Raw genomic sequence first — 22,508 nt, 5'->3', positions numbered from 1 at the left:
CACGATGATCCGCATTCTCATCTTTCTCGGCGCCGTCTTCGCCCTCGGTCTTGGCTTTGCCTGGCTGGCCGATCGTCCCGGCGAGATGGTCGTCACCTTCAACGGTTACCAATACCAGGTCAGCCTGATGGTGGCTGCGGTGGCGATCGTTGCCGTCGTCGCAGCGGTGATGATCGTCTGGTGGCTGATCAAGTCGCTGTGGAACAGCCCATACACGATCTCGCGCTATTTCCGCGTGCGCCGCCGCGACCGCGGCTACCAGGCGCTGTCGACCGGCATGATCGCAGCCGGCGCCGGCGACGGCGCGCTAGCCCGCAAGAAGACCAAGGAAGCCGCCAAGCTGATCCGCTCCGACCAGGAGCCGCTGATCCAGTTGCTCGAAGCGCAAGCCTCGCTGCTCGAAGGCGACCATGAGGGCGCGCGCGAAAAATTCGAGGCCATGCTCGACGACCCCGAAATGCGGCTGCTTGGCCTGCGCGGGCTCTATCTCGAAGCCGAACGGCTCGGCGACCGCAACGCCGCGCGTCACTATGCCGGCCGCGCCGCTTCCGTCGCGCCGCAACTGGCTTGGGCCGCCGAATCGACGCTGGAGGATCTGACCGGGCGCGGCGACTGGGACGGCGCGCTGAAGCTGGTGGAGGCGCAGAAGTCGACCAGGCAGATCGAACGCGACGCCGCCAATCGCCGCCGCGCTGTGCTGTTGACCGCCAAGGCGCAGGCGCTGACCGACAGCGACCCCAATGCAGCCAAGGCAGCCGCTCTCGAGGCCAACAAGCTCGCGCCCGATTTCGCGCCGGCCGCGGTTGCAGCCGCCAATCTTCTGTTCAAACAGAACGATGTGCGCAAAGGCTCGAAGATCCTTGAGGCAGCCTGGAGGGCTGAGCCGCATCCCGAGATCGCCGAGCTCTACACCCATGCAAGGCCGGGAGATGCCGTGGTCGATCGTCTCAACCGGGCGAAGAAGCTGCAGGAGCTGAAGCGCAACAATGCCGAATCGTCGATGACGGTGGCGCGCGCCGCGCTCGATGCGCAGGATTTTTCCACCGCCCGCGGCGAGGCGGAAGCGGCGATCCGCATGGATCGCCGGGAAGGCGCTTACCTGCTGCTGGCCGATATCGAGGAGGCAGAGACCGGCGACCAGGGCAAGATCAGGCAATTGCTGTCCAAGGCGGTCAGGGCGCCGCGCGATCCGGCCTGGGTCGCCGACGGCGTCGTCTCCGAACGCTGGGCGCCGGTATCGCCGGTCAGCGGCAAGCTCGATGCTTTCGCCTGGCGCGCGCCGATGGAGCGGCTGGGCCAGCTCATCGACAGCCATGAAGACGAAGCCGATGTGCCGGTGCTTGCGGCACCTGCCAAACCGGCAAAGGAAGCCGAAGTGATCGATCATCCGGCCATCGCCAGGACGAGCAGCGAGGCGCCGATCGAGCCGAAGCCCGCTGTGGGCGATGACCAGGTCACGCCGGTCACCGCCGCCGCTTTCGCCGCAATACCCAACGACGCCGAACCCGTCGAACCTGCCGAGGAAGTGGCGCGGCTGCCCGACGACCCCGGCGTCGACCCCGATGACGAAGCGGAGAAGTCACCGCGCCGCTTCCGCCTGTTTTGATCCCTGAAGCATGATCCCAAAAAGTGGATACCGGTTTTTGGAAAAGATCATGCTCCAATAATGTGAAGTGAGCACCATGTTCGAACGCGTCCTGGCCTTTCTGAAAGACCTGCCCTCCGGGGCTGGGGCTCGCGCCAATGCGGACGATCCGCGCGTTGCGGCGTCGGCTTTGCTCTATCATGTGATGAATGCCGACGGCGTGCGCCAGGATGTCGAGTGGGAGCGGTTCAAGCAGGTGCTGGCGCAGAGCTATTCGATCAGCGGCGACGAGCTCGATGCACTGGCTGCCGCCGGCGAGCGCGCCGACAATGAGGCGATCGACCTCTATGCCTTCACCAGCGTCTTGAAGCGCCATCTCGACGCCGAGGCGCGCAAGGCTTTCATCGGCCTGATGTGGGAAATCGTCTATGCCGACGGCGAACTGCATGAACTGGAGGACAACACCGTCTGGCGCGTTGCCGAACTGATCGGCGTCGAGCGCCAGGATCGCGTCGAGGCGCGCCGCAAGGCGGCGGCCGCCGCGCCCGACGCCAGGGGAACGTCGAGCGACGAATAGGATTCCGCCTTTCCATGCCGCCCAGACCGAGCTCGAAACCAAAAGTCCTGATCGTGCTGCATCAGGAGACTTCGAGCCCCGGCCGGGTTGGCCACATGCTGCTCGAGGAAGGTTTCGACCTCGACATCCGCCGGCCGCCTCTCGGCGACAGCCTGCCGGAGACGCTGGAGGGACACGCCGGCGCCGTGGTGTTCGGCGGGCCGATGAGCGCCAATGACGAAGATGAGTTCGTCCGCCGCGAGACCAACTGGCTCAATGTTCCGCTAAAGGAGAACCGGCCCTTCCTCGGCATCTGCCTTGGCGCGCAGATGCTGGCCAATCATCTCGGCGGCAAGGTCGAGGGGCATGGCGAGGGGCTGGNGATCGGCTGGTATCCGCTGAAGCCGACCGAAGCCGGCAAGAAGCTGCTGCCTTGGCCCGACATGGTCTACCAGTTTCACCGCGAAGGCTTTTCGCTGCCCAGGGATGCGACGCTGCTGGCGACGGCGGAAACCTACCCCAACCAGGCTTTTCGCTATGGCGACAATGCCTGGGGCATCCAGTTCCATGGCGAACTGACCCGGTTGATGATGCAGCGCTGGGTGGTGCGCGGCGCGCACCGTTTCGAATTGCCCGGCGCGCAGCCCGGCCGCGACCATCTCGGCGGCCGGCTGATCTGGGATATGCACCTCAAGCGCTGGCTGAGCGAATTTTTGAGCCTGATCTTCGGCAAGCCTACTGAGGGATAGAGCAAAATCCAACTACTCTGAACGGCCGAGCTTGCCCAAAGACGACTTACCTCTGGGAGGCGTGTACGATGGATCCGGGACCTTAGCCCGTTCCCGCAGATTTGGATTGCGCCCCAAACACTCCGATGGATCGAAAAACTCCGTGGCGCATTTAAGCTTCGGCTAATAACGGCCCCAGGAGAGAACCAATGAAGAAGACGCTGCTCATTTTGAGCCTACTCATTCCGCTCGCGGCATGCTCCCGCACCGAACAAGGCGCTGCCGTCGGTGGTTTGGGTGGCGCAGCTGTAGGCGCAGCAGTGGCCGGCGACCCGGTAAAAGGGGCGGTTGTTGGCGGGGCGGTCGGAGCGCTGGCCGGGGCGGTCATCGGGCACGCCAGCGAAGCCGGCCAGTGCAGATATCGCGGTCGGAACGGTCGAGTTTACGTTGCTCAGTGCCCGGACGGCTACTGATCTCAAAGACGCGTGATCTCTTTCGATCACGCGTCTTTTCGGGGTAGGATAACTGAATGGCATATAACAGCAAAAGACTGCGGGCTTTCTGGTTCGCCGTTGTCAGCGCTGTCGCGATAAACGCCGAACTTTCGACCGCGGCCTTGGCCGCACCTGTAGAAGCGAAGACGATTGCCGATCACTTCTCATCGGTAAAGTCCATGTCCGGGGACTTTGTCCAGTCGGGCCCAAAAGCGGAAAGGACCAAAGGGAAATTTTTCCTCCAGCGGCCGGGCAAGATCCGGTTCAACTATGCAGGCCAATCAGGGGTCAGCGTAATTGCAGATGGAAAATCCTTGGTGGTCTATAACAAGAAGCTCAAGACATCGCGGCTTTATGCTCTCTCGAAGACGCCGCTCAAGCTGCTCCTCGACAATCAGGTCAACTTTTCCGGCAATCGCCTCAAAAGTATCAAGGACGATGGCGCCCAGGTGATCATCAGGCTGGCCGACAAGTCGGCCTTCGGCAATTCGAATATCACTATGGTGTTTGACAGGGAATCGCTCGATCTACGCAGATGGACCCTGACTGACGAGAGGGGCCTTACCTCGACAGTCACCATATCCAACGTGAAGCAGGGCGTTCGCGCTCCTGCGGGCACCTTCACTATCGACTATGCCGCAAACCGTGAATTCAACACCAAAACGAAATAGTCGGCAGCGCCACGAACTGCCCGTGTAACACTACTCGGCGGCCGTCTCCGACGGCACCTCTGCCGGTGCCGAAGGCTCGGCCTCGGCATGCGGCTTGCGCCGTGAAAACAGCGACCTTAGCGTGACGTAGAACACCGGCGTCAGGAACAGGCCGACGAAGGTGACGCCGAGCATGCCGGAGAACACCGCGGTGCCGAGCGACTGGCGCATTTCCGCGCCCGGGCCTGTCGCGATCATCAGCGGCACGACGCCGAGGATGAACGAGAAGGCGGTCATCAGGATCGGCCGCAGCCTGAGCCGGCAGGCTTCGACGGCAGCCTCGGCCGCCGACAGGCCGCGTTCCTGGGCCTGCCGCGCGAACTCGACGATCAGGATCGCGTTCTTGGCGGCAAGCCCGATCAGCACGATGAGGCCGATCTGCACGAGGATGTTGTTGTCCAGCCCTCGGAACGACACGCCGAGCAACGCCGCGAGCACGCCGAGCGGCACCACCAGCACGATGGCGAACGGCAGCACCCAGCTTTCATATTGCGCCGCCAGCGCCAGGAACACGAACAGCACCGACAGTCCGAAGATATAGACAGCGGCATTGCCGGTGTTGCGCTCCTGATAGGCGAGTTCGGTCCATTCGTAGGAGGTACCGGCCGGCAACGTCTGTGCCGTGATCGCTTCCATCTTGGCAAGCGCATCGCCGGTGGAAACACCGGGCGCGGCGTTGCCCTGCAGCGGCACGGAGACGTACATGTTGTAGCGCTGGACCAGCGCCGGGCCGGTGACGTCGCGGATCTCGATCAACGTGCCCAGCGGAACCAGCGCGCCGGTCGCCGAGCGCACCTTCAGTTTCAAGATGTCGGCGCGATCGAGGCGGAACGCCTGGTCGGCCTGCGCGCGCACCTGGTAGACGCGCCCGAAAGCGTTGAAGTCGTTGACGTAGGCGGTGCCCAGATTGATCGACAGCGTCTCGAAGATGTTGGGGATCGGCACGTTCAGGATGCGCGCCTTGTCGCGATCGATCGCCAGGAAGAATTGCGGGCTGGACGCGGAGAAGGTGGTGAACACGCCGGTCAGCCCCGCCGTCTTGTTGGCCTTGCCGGCAATTTCATAGGCAAGCGCCAGGATCTGCCGCATGTCGGCGCTGTTGCGCTCCTGGATCTGCAGCTTGAAGCCGCCGGCATTGCCGACGCCGCGGATCGGCGGCGGCGGCAGTGCGATAATGAAGGCTTCCTTGATGCTTTGCAGGCTGCCGAACAAATTGCCGATGACCTGGGTCGCGGACTGGCCGGCTTCCAGTCGCTCGTCAAACGGCTTGAACCTGGCGAAGATCACGCCCGCGTTGCTGGCATTGGTAAAGGTGGCACCGGAGAAGCCGGCGAAGGCGACCGCGTAGTCGACGCCCGGCGTTTTCTGGATGATCTGCGACGCCTGCTGGATGACGGCATCGGTCCGCGATAGCGAGGCGCCGTCCGGCAACTGGACGACGACGATCGCATACCCCTGGTCGAGCGACGGAATGAAACCGCGCGGCACCGTCTGAACCATATAGACCGTGGCGTAGATGAGGGCCGCGAAAACGGCCAGCGTGGCGGCCATCGCTATCCGCGAGCCGACCAGCACGCGCACGATGCTCGAATACCAATGGGCGACCTTGTCGAAGCCGCCATTGAAGCCGTCGGCGAGCGCCCGTCCGAACCGCGCCAGGAAAAAGCGCGGCGGCGCCGCAGCAGTGTGGTGCGGCTTGAACAGCAGCGCGGCCAAGGCCGGCGAGAGCGTCAGCGAATTGAATGCCGAGATCGCCGTCGACACCGCGATGGTGATCGCAAACTGCAGGTAGAACTGCCCGGAAATGCCGGGAATGAAGGCTGTCGGCACGAACACCGCTATCAGCACCAGCGAGATCGCGATGACCGCCGTTCCGACTTCGTCCATGGTCAGATGCGACGCCGGGTTGGGCGCCAGCCCGCTGGCGATATTTCGCTCGACGTTCTCGACCACGACGATCGCATCGTCGACGACGATGCCGATGGCCAGCACGAGGCCGAACAGCGTCAGCATGTTGAGGGAGAAGCCGGCGGCGTAAAGCACCGCCAGCGTGCCGATCAGCGACACGGGGATCGCCACGATCGGCACGATCGCCATGCGCCACGATTGCAGGAAGACGATGATGACGATGATGACCAGAACCATCGCCTCGAGGATCGTCTTGTAGACCTCCTGGATCGACTCGGCGACGAACTCGGTCGGATTGTAGACGATGTCGTAGCTCAATCCCTTCGGGAAGTCCTGGGAAAGCTCCTTCATCTTGTCCTGGATCTCCGCGGCTGCGGCGAGCGCATTGGTGCCTGGCCGCTGGAAGATGGCGAGCGCCACCGCCGGTTTGCCGTTGAGATAGGAGTTGGTGACGTAATCCTTGGCGCCGAGCTCGATGCGCGCCACGTCCTGCAGCTGGATCAGGCGGCCGTCTTCGGCCGATTTGACGATCACGTATCGGAAGTCCCGTGCGTCGTTGAAGCGGCCTTGCGTGGTGACCGTGTACTGGAACGCCGTGCCGGTATTGGTCGGCGGCGCGCCGATGGAGCCGCCCGACACCTGGACGTTCTGGTCGCGCAGCGCCTGCACCACATCGCCCGAGGTCATCCCCAGGGCGGACAGTTTTTCCGGATCGAGCCAGATGCGCAGCGAATATTCGCGTTCGCCAAAGATGATGAGGTCGCCAACGCCGTCCAACCTGAGCAATATGTCGCGCACCCGCGAGCGGGCGTAGTTCGAGACGTAGAGCTGGTCGTAGGTATTGTCGGGCGACAGCATGTGCACGACCATCATCAGGTCGGGCGAGCTCTTGATGGTGGTGATGCCGAGGCGGCGGACTTCTTCGGGCAGGCGCGGCTCGGCGACCGAGACGCGGTTCTGTACCAGCACCTGCGCCTGGTCGAGATCGGTGCCCAGCTTGAAGGTGATGGTCAGCGCCATCGCCCCGTCGCCGGACGAATAGGACGACATGTAAAGCATGCCCTCGACGCCGTTGATCTCCTGCTCGATCGGCGTTGCCACCGTCGCTGCCACTGTCTCGGCGTCGGCGCCCGGGTACTGGGCGCGAACGACGATGGTCGGCGGCGCGATCTCGGGATATTGCGCGATCGGCAGCTGGGTATAAGCAATCCCGCCGAGGATCAGGAGGACGATCGAAACCACCGATGCGAAGATCGGACGGTCGACGAAGAAATGGGCGAACCTCATTGCTGCAACCCGGCGGTCTCGACCTTGGGCGGCAACGTCACCATCTCGACTTTCACCTTGGTGCCGGGCCTGGCGTGCATCAGCCCGTTGACGATGATCGTCTCGTCGCCGGTCAGGCCCGCGCGGATCACCCGGTAGCCGTCGAGAAGCGGGCCGGTGCGCACGGGCTTCGCCGACACCATCCCGGCCTCATCCACCAGGTACACGATGCGGCGATCCTGATCGGCGCCGACCGCCTCGTCGGGCACCAGGACGCCGCTATGCGGCAGCGACCCCGGCACGTTGATGCGCCCGAACATGCCTGGCTGGAGAACGCCGTCGGCGTTGGCAAACCTTGCACGCACCCGCATGGTGCCGGTCGCGTTGTCGATCCGGTTCTCGGCAAAATCGAGCTTGCCCTTGAATACCGCCTCCGCGCGGTCGGCGACGCGAACCACCACCTCGAGCCCGCCGGCGCCTTCCTGCATGCTGCCGCCGCGCTCCTTCGCGTCGCGGGCGTAGCTGAAATACAGGCGCTCATCGACGTCGAAATAGAAGTCGATCGGATCGCGCGTGACGATAGTCGTCAGCAAGGTGGAATCCGGCTGCACGAGGTTGCCGACCGACACCAGCCGGCGGTCGATGCGGCCGGACAAGGGCGCCTTGATCTCGGTGAACTCCAGGTTCAGGTTGGCCGTCGTCAGCGCCGCCGTCGCGCCCTGCATCTGCGCCTGCGCCGAAAGGTATTCCCGCCGGCGGTCGTCGACCGTCGCGGCCGAGATATTGCCGGTCTTGGCGAGCTCATCGGCGCGATCCAGCTGCATCTTGGAGAATTCGAGCAGAGACTTGGCGACGTCCACTTGCGATTTGGCGGCATCGTAGGCCGCCTGGTACGGACGCTGGTCGATGGTGAAGAGCAGGTCGCCCTTGTTGACCAGTGCGCCGTCCTGGAAGCTGATCTTGTCCAGATAGCCGCTGACGCGCGAACGGATGGCGACCTCGTCGACGGCTTCGAAGCGCCCGACGAACTCGTCGTCTTCGACGATTTCACGCACCACCGGCTTGGCCGCCGTCACCACCAGCAGTTGCTGGTCCTGCGCAAACGCGTTGCTGCTGAAAGCCATGCCGAGCAGGAATGCCACTGGGACGGCGGAGCGGGCCAGCCAGCCGACCGATCGGCTGGGTCGCCCGCTTGCGTCGCGATGCGATTGCCGATTCCCTGAAGTGTCCATTTGCGTCCCCGCTAGCTGGACCCGGAGGTCGGGTGGTTCTCTTCTTTATTTAAGGTTTCTCGTCGAGACCAGAGCACTGCAGTATTGTGCATGGCAACATAATCATTTTCCATATGGACTGAAATGTCCACCCTGTGGCTGCCCCGCCTTCTGGCTAGTTCGCCCAGGACCGGCCCATCCGCTTCCGGCCCATCTCAGCCGTCATCGGCGCAAGCTGATTTGGACCGAGCGCCGGATCCTGCGGCTTACTCGATCAGTTGCGGCTGTTGAGATGCCGCACCCTTCGCAGTTGCGGAAACAGCACCGCCCACAGTCCGGCGACGGCAATCGCACCGACGCCGCCGATCACCACCGCCGGCACGGTGCCGATCAGCGCCGCCATGGTGCCGGCGCGGAACTCGCCGACTTCGTTGGAGGCGCCGACGAAGACCTGGTTGACGGCGTTGACGCGGCCGCGCACCTCGTCGGGTGTCCACAGCTGGATCAGCGTCTCCCGGATATAGACGCTGAACATGTCGGTGGCGCCGAGGCCGGCAAGGGCCAGGATCGACAGCCAGGTGATGGTCGAGACGCCGAACAGCACGGTGAAGGCGCCGAACCCGGCGACGAAGCCGAGCATGATCTTGCCGGCATTGTCGCGCAGCGGATGCCCTGCAAGCCAGACCGCGACACAGATGGCGCCGATGCCGGGCGCCGAGCGCAGCAGGCCGAGGCCCCACGGGCCGAGTTCCAGAATATCGCGGGCATAGACCGGCAGCAGCGCCGAGGCACCGGACAGAAGCACGGCGAAGAGGTCGAGCGAGATGGCGCCCAGGACGATCTTCTCGCTCCAGATGTATCGGAAGCCGGCAAACAGCGTCTCCATCGTCGGCTTGTCGGTGGCGCTCTGCTGGGCCGGTTTCGGAATGGTGAAGATCAGCAGACCGGCCACCAGCATCAGCACGGAGGCAACGGCGTAAGCGGCTTCGGCCGAGACGCCATAGAGCAGGCCGCCGGCGACCGGGCCGACAATGGTCGCCGTTTGCCAGGCGGACGAGTTCCAGGCGATCGCATTGCCGAAATCTTCCGGCGGAACAAGGTTGGCGAACAGCGACGACGAGGCCGGCCCATAAAAAGCGCGCGCCAGGCCGAACATAGCCAGCACGATGAAGATCGGCAGCGGGCTGACGAGACCGCGCAGCGTGAAGTACAACAGGACAAGCGCACAACCTGCCTCGACTACCGTCGCCAGCGCCATGATCAGGCGGCGGCCGAAACGGTCGGCGACAACGCCGGTGACCAGCACCAGCAGCAGCGACGGCAGGAACTGGACGATGCCGACAATGCCGAGATCGAAGGGATCGCGCGTCAGATCATAGATCTGCCAGCCGACGGCGACGGACACGATCATGGTGGCGAAGGTGGTCAGGAAACGCGCCGCCCAATAGCTCAGGAAGGAGCGATGGCGGAAGGCGGCGTAACGCCGGTCAGGCGGTGTATGGGAATGGGATGTCATGGATACAGGCCCCGTTGCTTGCATTGGCCGGCGGGGCACTTCCCGGAAATGGGCGCTGTTCCGGCCAATGAAACTTATCAAAGTTCGGGGCGCGTATGCGTGAAAATCGGGCCTGGATCAAGCGGTTTTCCAGCCGCTCGCCCGATTGCACGCGGACGTTACTGCCTCAGCGCGGCGGTGATGGCGTCGAGGCCGCCCTGTAATTCCGCCTCTTTCGGCCAGCCGAAACCGACGCGGAAGAAGCGCTTGGGCATATCGAACCAGTGGCCGGGACCGACATAGGTGCCGTGGTTTTCCAAGAGATTGACGTAGAAACGGTCGAGGTCGAAGTCTGGACTGACATTGAGCCTTGGAAATCCGACGACGCCGCCTTGTGGCCGCACCCAGTCGACCAGCGGCTCGCGGTCGATCCAGTCTTGCACGATGTCGCGGCGTTTCGCCATCTCGGGCAGCAGCGCGCCCAAGAAAGCGTCGCGGCGCTCCAGCATGCCGCGCGCAATGCTTTCGTCGATGACGCTGCCGCAAATGCCGATCTGCTCCTTGGCGGCGAGGAAGCGCTCCTGCAGTTCGGCATCGCTGGTGATCAGCCAGCCAATTCGGATACCGGGAATGCCGAAGGCTTTCGACAGCGACGAGACGCTGATCGCCTTGGGGCTGAGAGAAGCCGCCGCCGGCAGGCGCTGTCCATAGGAGAGGTCGCGATAGGTCTCGTCGACCAGCAGATGGCAGCCGCTCGCTTCGGCCAGCGCAATCAGCGCGTCGAGATCGGCCCGGCCCATCATCGTGCCAGTCGGGTTGTGCGGGCAGGTGACGCTGATCAGCTTGGTGTTCGGTTGCATGCTGGCGGCGACCCGGCCGAAATCGATGGCAAAGCCTGCTTCGAAATCGAGATCGACATAGGAGATGGCGCAGCCGATCGCCTTGGGGGTCTCGATGTTGGTGGCGTAGTTCGGCCGGACGACGACAAGGTGGTCGCGCTCCGACAGAAGCGAGGTCGAGATGATGAAGAGCGCGCCCGCCGCACCGGCGGTCACCAGAACATCGTCAGGCGAAATGCCGGAATCCTGCGCCGCGATCAGCGCCCGCAACTCCTTGTCGCCGCGATGCTCGCCGTAGAACAGCGTGAGATCCGGCAGCGACAGGCCGACGTCGGAGAGTTTCTGATCGGCGATCGAGCTTTCGGAGAGATTGAACCGAATGCGATCGTAGCCGTATTCCTCCGGCGCCTCTTTCTCGATCACCATTCTGGCGTAGTTCATCGCTGCTCCCCCAAAGCAATCTCTGTGGTGTACAAAAGCACGAAGCCTGCCAAGGCTCATTCGCTGGCAGGCTTCTGTTCCAGTCGTCCAAACGATTGGCTCAGCGCCGAGGCGCTGAGCCCACTCAGGCCGGGACTTTGGCCTTCCGACCCTTGGCTTTGGCTGGCGGCGCCACTGCGGCCTTGCGGCCGAGGCCGATCGACTTGGCCAGCTCGGAGCGCGACGCCGCGTAGTTGGGGGCAACCATCGGATAGTCGGCCGGCAGGCCCCATTTGGTACGATAGGCTTCCGGCGTCAGGTTGAAATGGACGCCGAGATGGCGCTTCAGCGATTTGAATTTTTTGCCGTCCTCGAGGCAGATGATGTAGTCCGGCGTCACCGACCGCTTGGGATTGACGGCCGGGATCTGCGGCGCCGCCACTGGGGCCGGCGGCTGGCTGAGCCCGCCGATCGACGCCGCAACGCTGGCGATGAGATCGCTCAGGCCGGCAACGGGCAAGCGGTTCTTCTCGACGTAAGCGGACACGATATGGGCGGTAAGCTCGAGCAGGTCGATGTCCTTGTCAGAGTCGTTGCTGTCGTCGGCCAATTTATCTCTCCGTCGCTAGGGGGGTGGCGGAAACTCCCAGAGTGGTCCCAGCGGAGCCGGAAATCCGCTCTAGTCATTTGTCTTGCCGCATATGGGCGGTTGCGCCAGATGATTCCATCCGGTGCCACCGATCTAATCGCCAAATCTGCGTAACGCAATGACTTCGTATCGCGCCACACGTCATTTTGAACAACTATACTGAATTTTAATACTATCAGACGATGAGCGCCTTGTCGCGCCATAGTCGAAAACCGCCCTCGAAAGCGCGCGTATTGTCGCCGCGCCTGGATGTGGCGGGCAATTCATCCAGTCTGTCGACATTGCCGCCGCCGATGACGACATAATCCGGCTGCAGCGCCGCACGCAGCCGCCCGACGACGTCGAAAACGTATTTGCGCCATTTCTTCTTGCCGTATTTCTCCAGGCCGCGCTCGCCGACATAATCTTCGAAACTGCCGCCCTTGCGGTACGGCAGATGCGCCAGTTCCATCGGCTGGCCGACATTGTTGAGGATCATCGCCGCGCCCAGGCCGGTGCCGAGGCCGAGGAACAGCATGCGCCCGCCATCGTAGCTGCCGATCGCCTGCAGCAGCGCGTCGTTGACGACCTTGACCGGCTTGCCGAAGGCGGCGGCAAAATCGTAGCCGTCCCAGCCCTTGCCGAGATTGGCGGGATCGAGCGAAGGCCTGTTGTGCCTGACCGGGCCGGGATAGCCCATCGAGATCACGTCATAGGCCAGCCCTTCGGCCAGCGTCTTCACCGTGGCGACCATCTGCTGCGGTGTCAGGTCCGGTCCGGAATCGGCTCGGCGCATCTCGCCGCCTGCGCTGGTGAGGATTTTCACATGCGAGCCGCCGACATCGATCGTCAGCACGATCGGTTCGGCCTTGGCCTTCGCGGGCCTGGCTGCCTTGGCCATGTCGTTTCCTCCGCTCACTTGGCGCATTCCCCCGTTTCAGGGAACGGGGGAACGCTCCAACTCTTTGTTTTTACGCAATTCCGGACGGAAAAACCGCTCGCACCTTCCTGAATTGCTCAACTCGGATTGATCCAGCCGTTGGGCGGCCCGAAGCTGGCCATGGCGTCGGCCGGCCCCCAGGTCTTCGGCTCATACATATGCGGCGGCGTGGTGTCGCCGAGCACCGGGCCGACAATGCGCCAGGCAAGCTCGCTGGCATCCTGGCGGGTGAACAATTGGCCATTGCCGTTCATGGCATCGCCGATCAGCCGCTCATAGGGCGGCATGTCGCCCTTCGAATCGTCGAGCGCGGTGAGCTCGACCTGCTCGCCGACCATGTCGTCGCCGGGTGCCTTGCGTTGCGCGCCGATCGAGATCGCCACCTGCGGGTCGATGCGGAAGCGCACGTAATTGGCGTCGCTGGGCTTGATCGGATCGAAGACGTCCAGCGGCGGCCGCTTCAGCCGCACGATCACTTCGGTCACATGCACCGGCATGTTCTTGCCGGTGCGGATGAAGAAGGGCACGTCCTGCCAGCGCCAGGTGTCGACCATGAAGCGCACGGCGGCAAAGGTTTCGACCGGCGAGTTCGGCTTCACGCCGGGTTCAGCGAGATAGCCTGTGAACTGACCGCGCACGACGTCGTCCTTGGTCAGCGTGCGGATGGCGCGCAGCACCTGCACCTTCTCGTCGATCAGATCGTCGGCCGAGCGGCCGACCGGCGGTTCCATGGCGAGCAGCAAAAGGATGTTGAGCAGATGGTTCTCGATCACGTCGCGGATAGCGCCGACATCGTCATAGAATTTGCCACGGCCTTCAACGCCGAAGTCCTCGGCCATGGTGATCTGTACGCTTTCGACGAAGTTGCGGTTCCAGATCGGCTCGAGAAAGGAATTGGCAAAGCGGAAATAGATCGGAAGAGCACACGTCTGNACCAGATGCAGCACGCGGTTCAGCCAGCGCGCCGATTGGAGATCGTGGCCGAACGGCTTTTCCACCATCAGCCGCGCGCCATGCGCGGTACCGGATTGCTCCAGCCCCTGGACGACGGTCTCGAACATGGTCGGCGGCACCGCCATATAGTGGAGCGGCCGCTGCGCCGAGCCGAGCGCCGTCTTCAGCTTCTCGAAGGTCGCGCCGTCGCGGTAGTCGCCGCTGACATAGCGCAGCAGACTGGCGAACTTGGCGAAGATCTTTTCGTCGATCTTGCCGACAGCGTTGACGATGCCGTCGCGGGCCCGCGCCTGCAATTGGTTGATGTCCCAGGCATCGAAGGCGACGCCGATCACCGGCTCGGTCAGCGTCCCCTTGGCTACCATCTGGTAGAGGGCCGGAAATATCTTCTTGTGGGCAAGGTCGCCGGTTGCTCCGAAGAGCACCAGCGTGTCGGACCGTTCCGGGCTCATCTTGCGCGTCTCCCCTGCGGCCTTCACTTGCCGGCCTTCGGCTTTTCGACATGGCCGCCAAAGGCATAGCGCATGGCCGACAGCAGCTTGTCGGCGAATTCGGATTCGCCCTGCGAGGAGAAGCGGTCGAACAAAGCCGAGGACAGAACCGGCGCCGGCACGCCGGTGTCGATCGCCGCCTTCAGCGTCCAGCGGCCTTCACCGGAATCGGAGACGCGGCCGCCGAACTGGGCCAATGCCGGGTCGCTCTTCAGAGCGCCGGCGGTGAGGTCGAGCAGCCAGGAGCCGATCACACTGCCATGGCGCCAGACCTCGGCCACCTGCGGCAGGTCGATGTCGAACTGATAGTATTGCGGGTTTTCCAAAGGGCTGGTTTCGGCGTCGGCAGTGCGCTGTCTTTTGCCGGCATTGGCCGATTTCAGGATGTTCATGCCTTCGGCGTAGGCGGCCATGACGCCATATTCGATGCCGTTGTGGATCATCTTGACGAAATGGCCGGCGCCGCTCGGTCCGCAATGCAGGTAGCCAAAGGGTGCGGTCCCGCCCGCCTTGTCGGGCGTGGCGCCGGCATCGGCGCCGGGTGCCAGCGTGGCGAAGATCGGATCGAGGTGTTTGACCGCCGTATCGGGGCCGCCGATCATCAGGCAGTAGCCGCGCTCCAAGCCCCAAACGCCGCCGCTGGTGCCGACATCGACATAGTGCAGGCCCTTGGCCGCAAGCTCGGCCGCCTGGTCGACAGCGTCGTGATAATAGGAATTGCCGCCGTCGATGATGATGTCGCCGGGTTCCATCAGCGCCGCCACCTGGTCGGCGATCTTGCCGGTGATCGCCGCTGGCAGCATCAGCCAGGCGCTGCGCGGCTTGGAAAGCTTGCCGACGAACTCCTCCATCGATGCGGCGCCGATGGCGCCATCGGCAACCAGGCCGGCAACGCTTGCCGGGTTGATGTCGTAGACGACGCATTCATGGCCGTCGCGCATCAGGCGGCGCACCATGTTGGCGCCCATCCTGCCCAGTCCCATCATTCCGATCTGCATGGTCTTGTCCTAGTCGCTTGAGGAAAGAAAATTGCTGGCGAGTTAGTTCTCAATGCCGACGGTGAAGTCGACATTCTCCCAACGGTCGCCGTCGGGCCAGAAAAAAGTGAAGACGATCGTATTACCTCGCGGAATATCGGTCACCGGCAGATCCGCCATATGGACGCCAAAGACATTCACGGACGTGTTGATTTCATGGCTGGTCTGCCACTGGTCGCCGCTCCAGCGGATCAGTGCCGGCTGCAGCAGTTCAACCCGCAGCGTCTTGCCGGCTTCCATGGTGCGCAGCCTGTTGTTGAAGCGCCATATCCTCAGCGGCGAGCCGGTCTTGTCCCTGACATAGCGCTTGACGCCTTGCGGCGGCATGTCGAAGACGGCGCCGTCGCGGAGCGAGCGCAACAGCTTGATGTGTTCCGAATGCGCCCAGACCAGCGGCATGGCGCTGCCCGACGGCCTGCCCAGCCACAATTCGCGCTCCGGTATGTCGGCGCCGTCCCAGACCTGTTCCGGCAGCAGACCGCCCACACCAGCCGAAGCCTCGAATGTCCTGAGCAGGCTTGCCGCCTTGTCCTTGTTACCGGCGGCCAGCTCGTAGTGGGCGCGTTCGCCGGCCAGCAACGGCCAGGGTCGGCCCTGGCCGTTGCCGTCGAAGGGGGCGCCGTCGGCGTGTTCGCCATAACCGTCGCTGGTGTAGCGGTACCATAGAGGCCCTTGCGGCAGATCGCAGCGCAGTTGCGCGTCGATGATCTTGACCGTGCCGACGATGCGCGGATCGTCCGCGGCCCTGAGGCCGAAGCGGACCAGCGCCAGCGCGTCCGGGCTGACGATCGCTTCGGCCGGCTTGTCGGTATCGCCCGGCGGACGGTTCTTGATCGGTACGAAGCCGTCCTTCGGCGATGCGGCGCCTGAAGCGTCGGCCGGCGCGATGCGGATGTAGTAGCCGTCGACGCCAGCCTCGTGGCACTCCGGTGTGCCGCTGACATAGGTCCAGCGCTCGATCTGGTCGTTCCAGCAATCCGCGACCTCGCGCAAATAGTTAGCCGGCTCCGGTTTGCCGTCGACGTCGAACAGATCGGCGGCGCCAAGCAGTGCCGATATTTCGACGGCGAGCGTGAATGGGCTGTAGCCCGCGTCTTCTTCCCAGCGGTCCTGCCCTGTGACGGGGCCGTTGCGCACGACATAGGACGCTGCTTTCTCGACCATCGGCATGAAGGCGGCGAGCTTTGCGCGCGGCAGATGGCCGGCGCGGTGCAGCGCGTCGGCAAGCAGCAGCGGGAAGGCGCATTCGTCCATCTGGATGCCCGGCCAATAGAGCGAGCCGTCGAGCCACACATTTTGTGGCCAGTGGCCGTCCGGCTGCTGGATGGAACAGAGATAGGCGAGGATCTCAAGCGCCTGCGCCGGATCGCCGGCGGCGAGGAAGCCGCCCGCAGTTTCGACGAGGTCGCGCGGCCAGACCAGATGATATCCGCCAAGGTCGTCGTCGCCCTTGCTGAATCCCCAGGGGATCGACAGGCTGGCGACGGCCGCACCGGGCCTCGCCAGCGACAGGTGTGTCGCCAGCACCGCTGTGCTGACGCGGTAGGTGTTGAGGCCGGATGCATCATGGTGGTCGAGCGCCGTCAGGCCTGCCTGCCATTTCCGCCATTTCGCGACATAGGCCTTTGCCGCCGGCTCAAACCCGCGTTTCAGGCTAGCGGCGGCGTTTTCGGCCGCTTCATCCGGCGTTGCCCCTAATCCAAGCGCAAGCAAGGCTTTGCTGTTGCGTAAGGAAAAGCCGATCTCGCCGGTCAGCGCGACATTGCCGTCCTCCGCCCTTTGGCAGGTCGGATCGAGCCGGCCGGCGCGGCTGAGTTGCTGCCAGCCGTCGGAAAAGCCTGCATAGCCGGCCGAGCAATCACCCCAGGGCAGCGAGGAGGCAAGCGCCAGGCAGGTGCCGCGCCCGGACGCAAACAGCATCGGCTTGCCCTTGTGCTCGCCGATCCAGGCGGTGTTGCCCATGCCGGCATTGACCAGATGCGGCGCCAGCAGGGCGTAGACGCGGTAGTCCGTGGCCACGCCCTCGAGTGCCGTGAAGCTGGTTTCCTGCAGCAAGGCCGGGCGCGCCGGATTCGCCAGGATGCGCTTTTCGACCCGGTAACAGGCCGTCGCGTTGACCAGCCGGTAGGCGGGCACGCCGTCCTCGAACGGCTCGATGATATGCGTGGCGTCGCGCTTCTCCTCGGAGAACCAGCCGCCGGGGCCGGTGACCAGCAGTCCCATGTCGCGCGTGCAGGCGCTGTCGAGGCCGGGATAGTAGACTTCATTGACGATGCCATGGCTGAGCGTGAACCAGACGCGGCTCGCCGTTGAAAGCGCGGCACCTACGCCGCTCTTGGCGCTTGACGTCCAGCGCGCCGGAATTCCGGGCGCGCCCATTCTTTTGGGTGCACTGGGGGGAAGGGTCGGCGGCATCGCTGCCATGCATGGTCTCCTGGACCCTTCCCTAGACCAGCACGCGAAGGCTTTTCAACCGCCGCACCTGAAGTTGATCGTCCAAGCGTGATCGATCGCAGTTGACAAGCGGGCGTATCTGAATTTGTCTGACAATAGATAAAAAACAGGCAGACAACGCCAAAACCATCTGCAACAGTCGGCGGGGCCGACAATCTATGGGAGGATTATGACATGAAGACACTGCTCGTCCTGAGCGCTCTGGCGGCAATGCTCGCCTCGGGCACGGCGCTTGCCGACACCAGCGGCAAGAAGATCGCCTTCTCCAACAATTACGCCGGCAATTCGTGGCGCCAGGCGATGCTCGACAGCTACGGCATCGTCACCAAGAAGGCGGTGGAGGATAAGATCGTCGGCGCCGCCGACATCTTCACCACCGCCGACAAGGAAGTGCCGACCCAGGCTGCCCAGGTGCAGAACCTGATCCTGCAGGGTTATGACGCCATCGTCATCAATGCCGCATCGCCGGATGCGCTGAACGGCGCCATCAAGCAGGCCTGCGATGCCGGCATCGTCGTCGTCTCCTTCGACGGGACGGTCACCGAACCTTGCGCCTACCGCGTCGTCGTCGACTTCAAGGACATGGGCAAGCAGGAAGTCGAGCAGATGGCCAAGTTCCAGCCCAAGGGCGGCAATTTGCTGGAAATCCGCGGCCTTGCCGGCACCTCGATCGACGATGCCATCCATGCCGGCATCCTCGAAGGCGTCGCCGCCCATCCCGAGTTCAAGATCGTCGGTTCGGTGACCGGCGACTGGGACCAGACGACGGCGCAGAAGGCGGTCGCGACGATCCTGCCTTCGTTGCCCGACATCGTCGGCATCGTCGACCAGGGCGGTGACGGTTATGGCGCGGCACAAGCCTTTGCCGCCGCAGGCAAGCCGCGTCCGACCATCATCATGGGCAACCGCCAGGACGAGCTGAAATGGTGGAAGGAGCAGAAGGACAAGGACGGCTACCAGACCTGGTCGGCCTCGATCGCGCCCGGCGTGTCGTCGCTGGCCTTCTGGGTGGCGCAGCAGGTGCTCGACGGCCGCACGGACATTCCGCATGACCTTTTGGTGCCGTATCTCGCCTTTACCCAGGACAATTTCGAGACCGAGCTGCCGAAAATCAAGGNTCCGCATGACCTTTTGGTGCCGTATCTCGCCTTTACCCAGGACAATTTCGAGACCGAGCTGCCGAAAATCAAGGAGGGCGGCGTCGCCACCCACGAATACAGCCAGGAAGACGCAATCGCGGCGATCAAAGCCAATATCAAGTGATGCATTGCATTCATTGCCAGCGGCATGACCGACCGGATATCGTTGAGCATGCCTGAGGCCAATACGGACATCATCAGACTGGGCGGCGCCGAAAAACATTTCGGCGCCGCCCATTTGGACATCATCAGGCTGAACGGCGCCGAAAAACATTTCGGCGCCGTTCGGGCGCTTAACGGCGTCGACTTCCATGTTGTATCAGGCGAATGCGTCGGGCTGGTCGGCCACAACGGAGCCGGCAAATCGACGCTGATGCATATGGTGGCCGGTACGCTGCAGCCCGATGGCGGTGAGATCGCGGTGCGTGGCAATGCCGAAACNTGCCGAAACCGACTACTCGGTGGCGCGCGCGCTGAAACTCGGCATACGCTGCGTGTTCCAGGAACTGTCGCTCTGCCCTAACCTCAGTATCGCGGAGAATACGCGCATCAACCATCCGGCGCTCACCGGCTTCGGCTGGCGACGCAAGGCGGCTGCTCTCATTGCCGCCAAGCTGGACGAAATCTTTCCGGATCACGGCATCTCGGCAGAGGACATTGCCGGCGATCTCTCCATCGGCCGGCGGCAGATGGTCGAGGTGGCGCGCGCCTTCACGGTGACGCGCGATCCGCTCGACTTGGTCATTCTCGACGAGCCGACCTCTTCGCTGGACGCGCATACTGCGGGCCAGCTGCTTGCCTTCGTGCGCCGTTTCGTAGCCACCGGGGGCAGCTGCATCCTGATCTCGCATGTGCTGGGCGAGGTGCTGCAGAATGCCGACCGCATCGTGGTCATGCGCGACGGCAAGGTGGTCGCCACGGACGTTGCAAAAGCGTTCGACCGCGACCGGCTGGTGGCCACCATGGGCGGCGCGGAAGCGCGCGAGAAGATCGCGGCGGAGATCGCCGCCAGGCCGGCGGCGGGCCCGCTCAGGGTGCGGGCGCGGCCCGAGCGGCAGCAGGACGGCAAGGAGCTTGTCGCTCGCGCTGGCGAGATCATCGGGCTTGCCGGGCTTGCCGGCCATGGCCAGACCGACCTGTTGCTGGCGATCTTTGCCGCCGCGACGCGTAGAAGGCTTGATATCGAGGTGACCGCCCCGGTGGCGCTGGTGGCCGGCGACCGCCAATCGGACGGCATTTTCCCGCAATGGTCTATTGCCGAAAACATCGGCATCCGCTCGCTGGCGCGGCTGCGCAAAGGGTTGCTGATCTCGCCGCAGCGCGAGGCCGAGCTTGCTGAGTTTTGGAAGCAGAAGATCGGCATCCGCACGCCTGACATGACCAACAACATCTTCTCGCTGTCCGGCGGCAACCAGCAGAAGGCGCTGTTTGCCCGCGCACTGGGTTCCGATGCGCAAATCGTGCTGATGGACGATCCGATGCGCGGCGTGGACATCGGCACCAAGCTTGAGGTCTACGATCTCGTGCGCGAGGAGGCGGCCAAGGGCCGGACCTTCCTCTGGTACACCACCGAGACCGAAGAGCTCGACAATTGCGACCACATCCATGTCTTCAAGAACGGCCGCATCGTCGCCAATCTCACGCGCGACGAGCTGACCGAGGAAAAGATCATCCAGTCCTCATTCGGCGACGCGGCCTGAGATGACGGCAGTCGCTCCCGGCCCTACCTCCTCGCCGCGCAGCAGCGCGGCCCGCGCGCGCCTGCTGCGCAGCCTGTTGCCGGCGCTGTCGCTGGCGCTGGTGGTTATCGCCATCGCCTGGCTCAACCCACGCGCCATCAGCTATTTCGGCTTCAGCTTGATGTTGAACCTCGCTATTCCGATTGCGCTGGCGACGATCGCCCAGATGTTCGTCATCGCCGGCAATGAGCTCGATCTGTCGATCGGCACCTTTGTCGGCTTTGTCGGCTGCGTCACCGCGACCTGGCTGAAGGACGCGCCGCTGCTCGGCGTGATCATCCTGCTCGGCTCCATAGGCGTTTATGCGCTGCTCGGCGCACTGATCCATCTGCGCAATCTGCCGTCGATCGTGGTGACGCTGGGCATGAGCTTCGTCTGGCAGGGGCTTGCCATTCTGGTGCTGCCCAAGCCCGGTGGCAAGGCGCCGGACTGGCTCTTGTCGCTGATGGCCTTCAAGCCGCCCTTCATTCCGTTCCCTATCATCGCCGCGCTGGCGATCGCAGCGGTGGTGCATTTTGGGCTGATGCGCACCTCCTATGGCGTCATCCTGCGGGGATCCGGCGGCAATCCGGCGGCGCTCAGGCGCGCTGGCTGGTCGCTGCTTCGAACCAAGATCGTGCTGTTTGCGCTGACCGGCCTATTCGGCGTTCTGTCCGGCATGGCGCTGATCGGCATCACCACCTCGGCCGACGCCAATATCGGCAATGGCTACACGCTGCTGGCGATCGCCGGCGTCATTCTCGGCGGCGGCGAGTTCGTCGGCGGCCGGGTGTCGCCGATCGGCGCCGTGCTCGGCGCGCTGACACTGGCGCTGGCGGCATCGCCTCTGCTCACCTTCATGCACATTCCGCCGGACTGGCAGGTCGCGGCCAACGGCGCCATCCTGATCATCGTGCTGGCAGCCCGCGTCCTGATCAGCCGCAGGGAGAGGTAGAGCGATGACGCTGGTTAAATCGCTTGTCGCCAAACCCTGGATCTGGTCGTTCATCGGCGCGATGTTCGTCTGGCTGGCGACCATCGCTTTCACCGGCGGCTATGGCGGCGGCGGCATGATCACGGCGGCACTTTCGCTTGCCGTGTTCACCGTGATCGTCGGCGTCGGCCAAATGTTCGTCATCACGCTCGGGCCAGGCAATGTCGACCTGTCGCTGCCGGCCAATATCGGGCTCGCCAGTGCCGTCGCCATGAAGGTCATGGGCGGCAGCGATTCCATGATCGTGGTCGGGCTGCTCGCCGCGCTCGCCTGCGGCGCTGCCATCGGTGCCGTCAACTATCTCCTGATCTGGGCGCTGAGGATCCCGCCGATCATCGCCACTCTGTCGGCCAGCTTCATCATCCAGTCGATCGACATCAGCTATGGGCGTGGCCTGCAGATCAAGCCGCCGCCCGGCTTTGCCGATTTTGCCAACTGGCAAATCCTGGGCATTCCAGTGCTGGCGATCCTTACCGTATTGTTCACCATCGGTGCGGCCATCGCCTTGCAGCGCATGATCTATGGCCGCTCGGTGCTGGCGATCGGCCAGAACATCCGCGCCGCGTGGCTTGCCGGCGTCAATGTCGGCCGCACCCGCTTCCTCACTTACACGCTGTCGGGCGCGCTCGGCGGCATGGACGGGGCGCTGCTCGCCGGCTATTTCCGCGGCGCCAATGTCGATATCGGCAACGAGTACCTGCTGGCCTCGATCGCCGTCGTCGTCATCGGCGGCACCTCGGTCGCCGGCGGCAAGGCCAATGTTCCCGGTGTCTGGGGCGCGGCGCTGTTCCTGGTGCTGCTTCTGACCATGCTCAACACGTTCGGCGTCAGCGCCGGCGTTCGGCTGTTGCTGACCGGGCTGATCATCGTCGGCGTCATCACCGTAGCCGGTGGCGAGAAGGCGGTACGCTAGCGCCGGCTCCTGCCAGCGACACCGCCAA

Annotated in this window: 17 protein-coding genes and 1 pseudogene; 9 read left to right on the top strand and 9 right to left on the bottom strand. The window is 63.9% G+C overall.

Annotated features, from left to right (window positions below; genetic code table 11):
- The first annotated feature begins 4 nt into the window (after positions 1-4).
- From X756_RS149490 to X756_RS149510, 5 genes are all read left to right on the top strand, one after another.
- On the top strand, positions 5-1,606 hold the full coding sequence (locus X756_RS149490; RefSeq protein WP_023730220.1) for a heme biosynthesis protein HemY: 1,602 nt from the start codon (positions 5-7) through the stop codon (positions 1,604-1,606).
- A 76-nt stretch (positions 1,607-1,682) separates the two neighbouring features.
- Positions 1,683-2,162, top strand: a complete 480-nt coding sequence (locus tag X756_RS149495) for a TerB family tellurite resistance protein (protein WP_023730219.1) — start codon at positions 1,683-1,685, stop codon at positions 2,160-2,162.
- Between the two features lie 14 nt (positions 2,163-2,176).
- Entirely contained in the window at positions 2,177-2,890 is a 714-nt protein-coding gene (locus X756_RS149500; RefSeq protein ID WP_023730218.1) for a glutamine amidotransferase, read from the top strand.
- Positions 2,891-3,078: 188 nt separating this feature from the next.
- Entirely contained in the window at positions 3,079-3,342 is a 264-nt protein-coding gene (locus tag X756_RS149505) for a YMGG-like glycine zipper-containing protein (protein ID WP_023670477.1), read from the top strand.
- Positions 3,343-3,398: 56 nt separating this feature from the next.
- Positions 3,399-4,034: an outer membrane lipoprotein carrier protein LolA gene (locus X756_RS149510; protein WP_023730217.1), complete on the top strand. Its 636-nt coding sequence runs from the start codon at positions 3,399-3,401 to the stop codon at positions 4,032-4,034.
- Positions 4,035-4,064: 30 nt separating this feature from the next.
- Here the strand turns inward: X756_RS149510 and X756_RS149515 are convergent, their stop codons facing one another.
- The 9 genes from X756_RS149515 to X756_RS149555 all read right to left on the bottom strand — a co-directional run bounded on the left by X756_RS149515 (position 4,065) and on the right by X756_RS149555 (position 17,677).
- Positions 4,065-7,268, bottom strand: a complete 3,204-nt coding sequence (locus X756_RS149515; protein ID WP_023730216.1) for a multidrug efflux RND transporter permease subunit — start codon at positions 7,266-7,268, stop codon at positions 4,065-4,067.
- Positions 7,265-8,371, bottom strand: a complete 1,107-nt coding sequence (locus tag X756_RS149520; protein WP_050589276.1) for an efflux RND transporter periplasmic adaptor subunit — start codon at positions 8,369-8,371, stop codon at positions 7,265-7,267. The genes X756_RS149515 and X756_RS149520 overlap by 4 nt, the downstream gene beginning before the upstream one ends.
- A gap of 361 nt (positions 8,372-8,732) precedes the next feature.
- The gene (locus tag X756_RS149525) at positions 8,733-9,974 is read right to left on the bottom strand and encodes an MFS transporter (RefSeq protein WP_023730214.1); all 1,242 of its coding nucleotides are present in this window, start codon (positions 9,972-9,974) and stop codon (positions 8,733-8,735) included.
- Positions 9,975-10,132: 158 nt separating this feature from the next.
- On the bottom strand, positions 10,133-11,233 hold the full coding sequence (locus X756_RS149530) for a pyridoxal phosphate-dependent aminotransferase (protein WP_023730213.1): 1,101 nt from the start codon (positions 11,231-11,233) through the stop codon (positions 10,133-10,135).
- A gap of 124 nt (positions 11,234-11,357) precedes the next feature.
- The gene (locus X756_RS149535; protein ID WP_023730212.1) at positions 11,358-11,822 is read right to left on the bottom strand and encodes a MucR family transcriptional regulator; all 465 of its coding nucleotides are present in this window, start codon (positions 11,820-11,822) and stop codon (positions 11,358-11,360) included.
- Between the two features lie 214 nt (positions 11,823-12,036).
- Positions 12,037-12,741, bottom strand: a complete 705-nt coding sequence (locus X756_RS149540; protein WP_023730211.1) for an ROK family protein — start codon at positions 12,739-12,741, stop codon at positions 12,037-12,039.
- Between the two features lie 116 nt (positions 12,742-12,857).
- On the bottom strand, positions 12,858-14,186 hold the full coding sequence (locus tag X756_RS149545; RefSeq protein ID WP_023730210.1) for a glucose-6-phosphate dehydrogenase (NADP(+)): 1,329 nt from the start codon (positions 14,184-14,186) through the stop codon (positions 12,858-12,860).
- A 23-nt stretch (positions 14,187-14,209) separates the two neighbouring features.
- Positions 14,210-15,223 (bottom strand): phosphogluconate dehydrogenase (NAD(+)-dependent, decarboxylating), encoded by a 1,014-nt coding sequence (gnd, locus tag X756_RS149550; RefSeq protein WP_023694463.1) that lies wholly within the window; start codon positions 15,221-15,223, stop codon positions 14,210-14,212.
- A 42-nt stretch (positions 15,224-15,265) separates the two neighbouring features.
- Complete coding sequence (locus tag X756_RS149555; RefSeq protein ID WP_023730209.1) at positions 15,266-17,677, bottom strand: glucan 1,4-alpha-glucosidase; 2,412 nt, start codon at positions 17,675-17,677, stop codon at positions 15,266-15,268.
- 213 nt (positions 17,678-17,890) lie between these two features.
- Here X756_RS149555 and X756_RS149560 point away from each other — a divergent pair, with 213 nt between their 5' ends.
- From X756_RS149560 to X756_RS149570, 4 genes and pseudogenes are all read left to right on the top strand, one after another.
- The gene (locus X756_RS149560; protein WP_023704995.1) at positions 17,891-18,979 is read left to right on the top strand and encodes a substrate-binding domain-containing protein; all 1,089 of its coding nucleotides are present in this window, start codon (positions 17,891-17,893) and stop codon (positions 18,977-18,979) included.
- Positions 18,980-19,027: 48 nt separating this feature from the next.
- Positions 19,028-20,555: pseudogene (locus tag X756_RS01000000165625) on the top strand (sugar ABC transporter ATP-binding protein).
- A gap of 1 nt (position 20,556) precedes the next feature.
- On the top strand, positions 20,557-21,528 hold the full coding sequence (locus tag X756_RS149565) for an ABC transporter permease (protein ID WP_023694460.1): 972 nt from the start codon (positions 20,557-20,559) through the stop codon (positions 21,526-21,528).
- A 4-nt stretch (positions 21,529-21,532) separates the two neighbouring features.
- Positions 21,533-22,480: an ABC transporter permease gene (locus X756_RS149570; RefSeq protein WP_023698400.1), complete on the top strand. Its 948-nt coding sequence runs from the start codon at positions 21,533-21,535 to the stop codon at positions 22,478-22,480.
- Positions 22,481-22,508 lie beyond the last annotated feature (28 nt).

Source organism: Mesorhizobium sp. LNJC405B00 (assembly GCF_000502615.1).
Taxonomy (GTDB): Bacteria; Pseudomonadota; Alphaproteobacteria; order Rhizobiales; family Rhizobiaceae; genus Mesorhizobium.
Note: the sequence above shows the minus strand (reverse complement) of the source record. Positions and strands in the feature narration are given on the sequence as shown.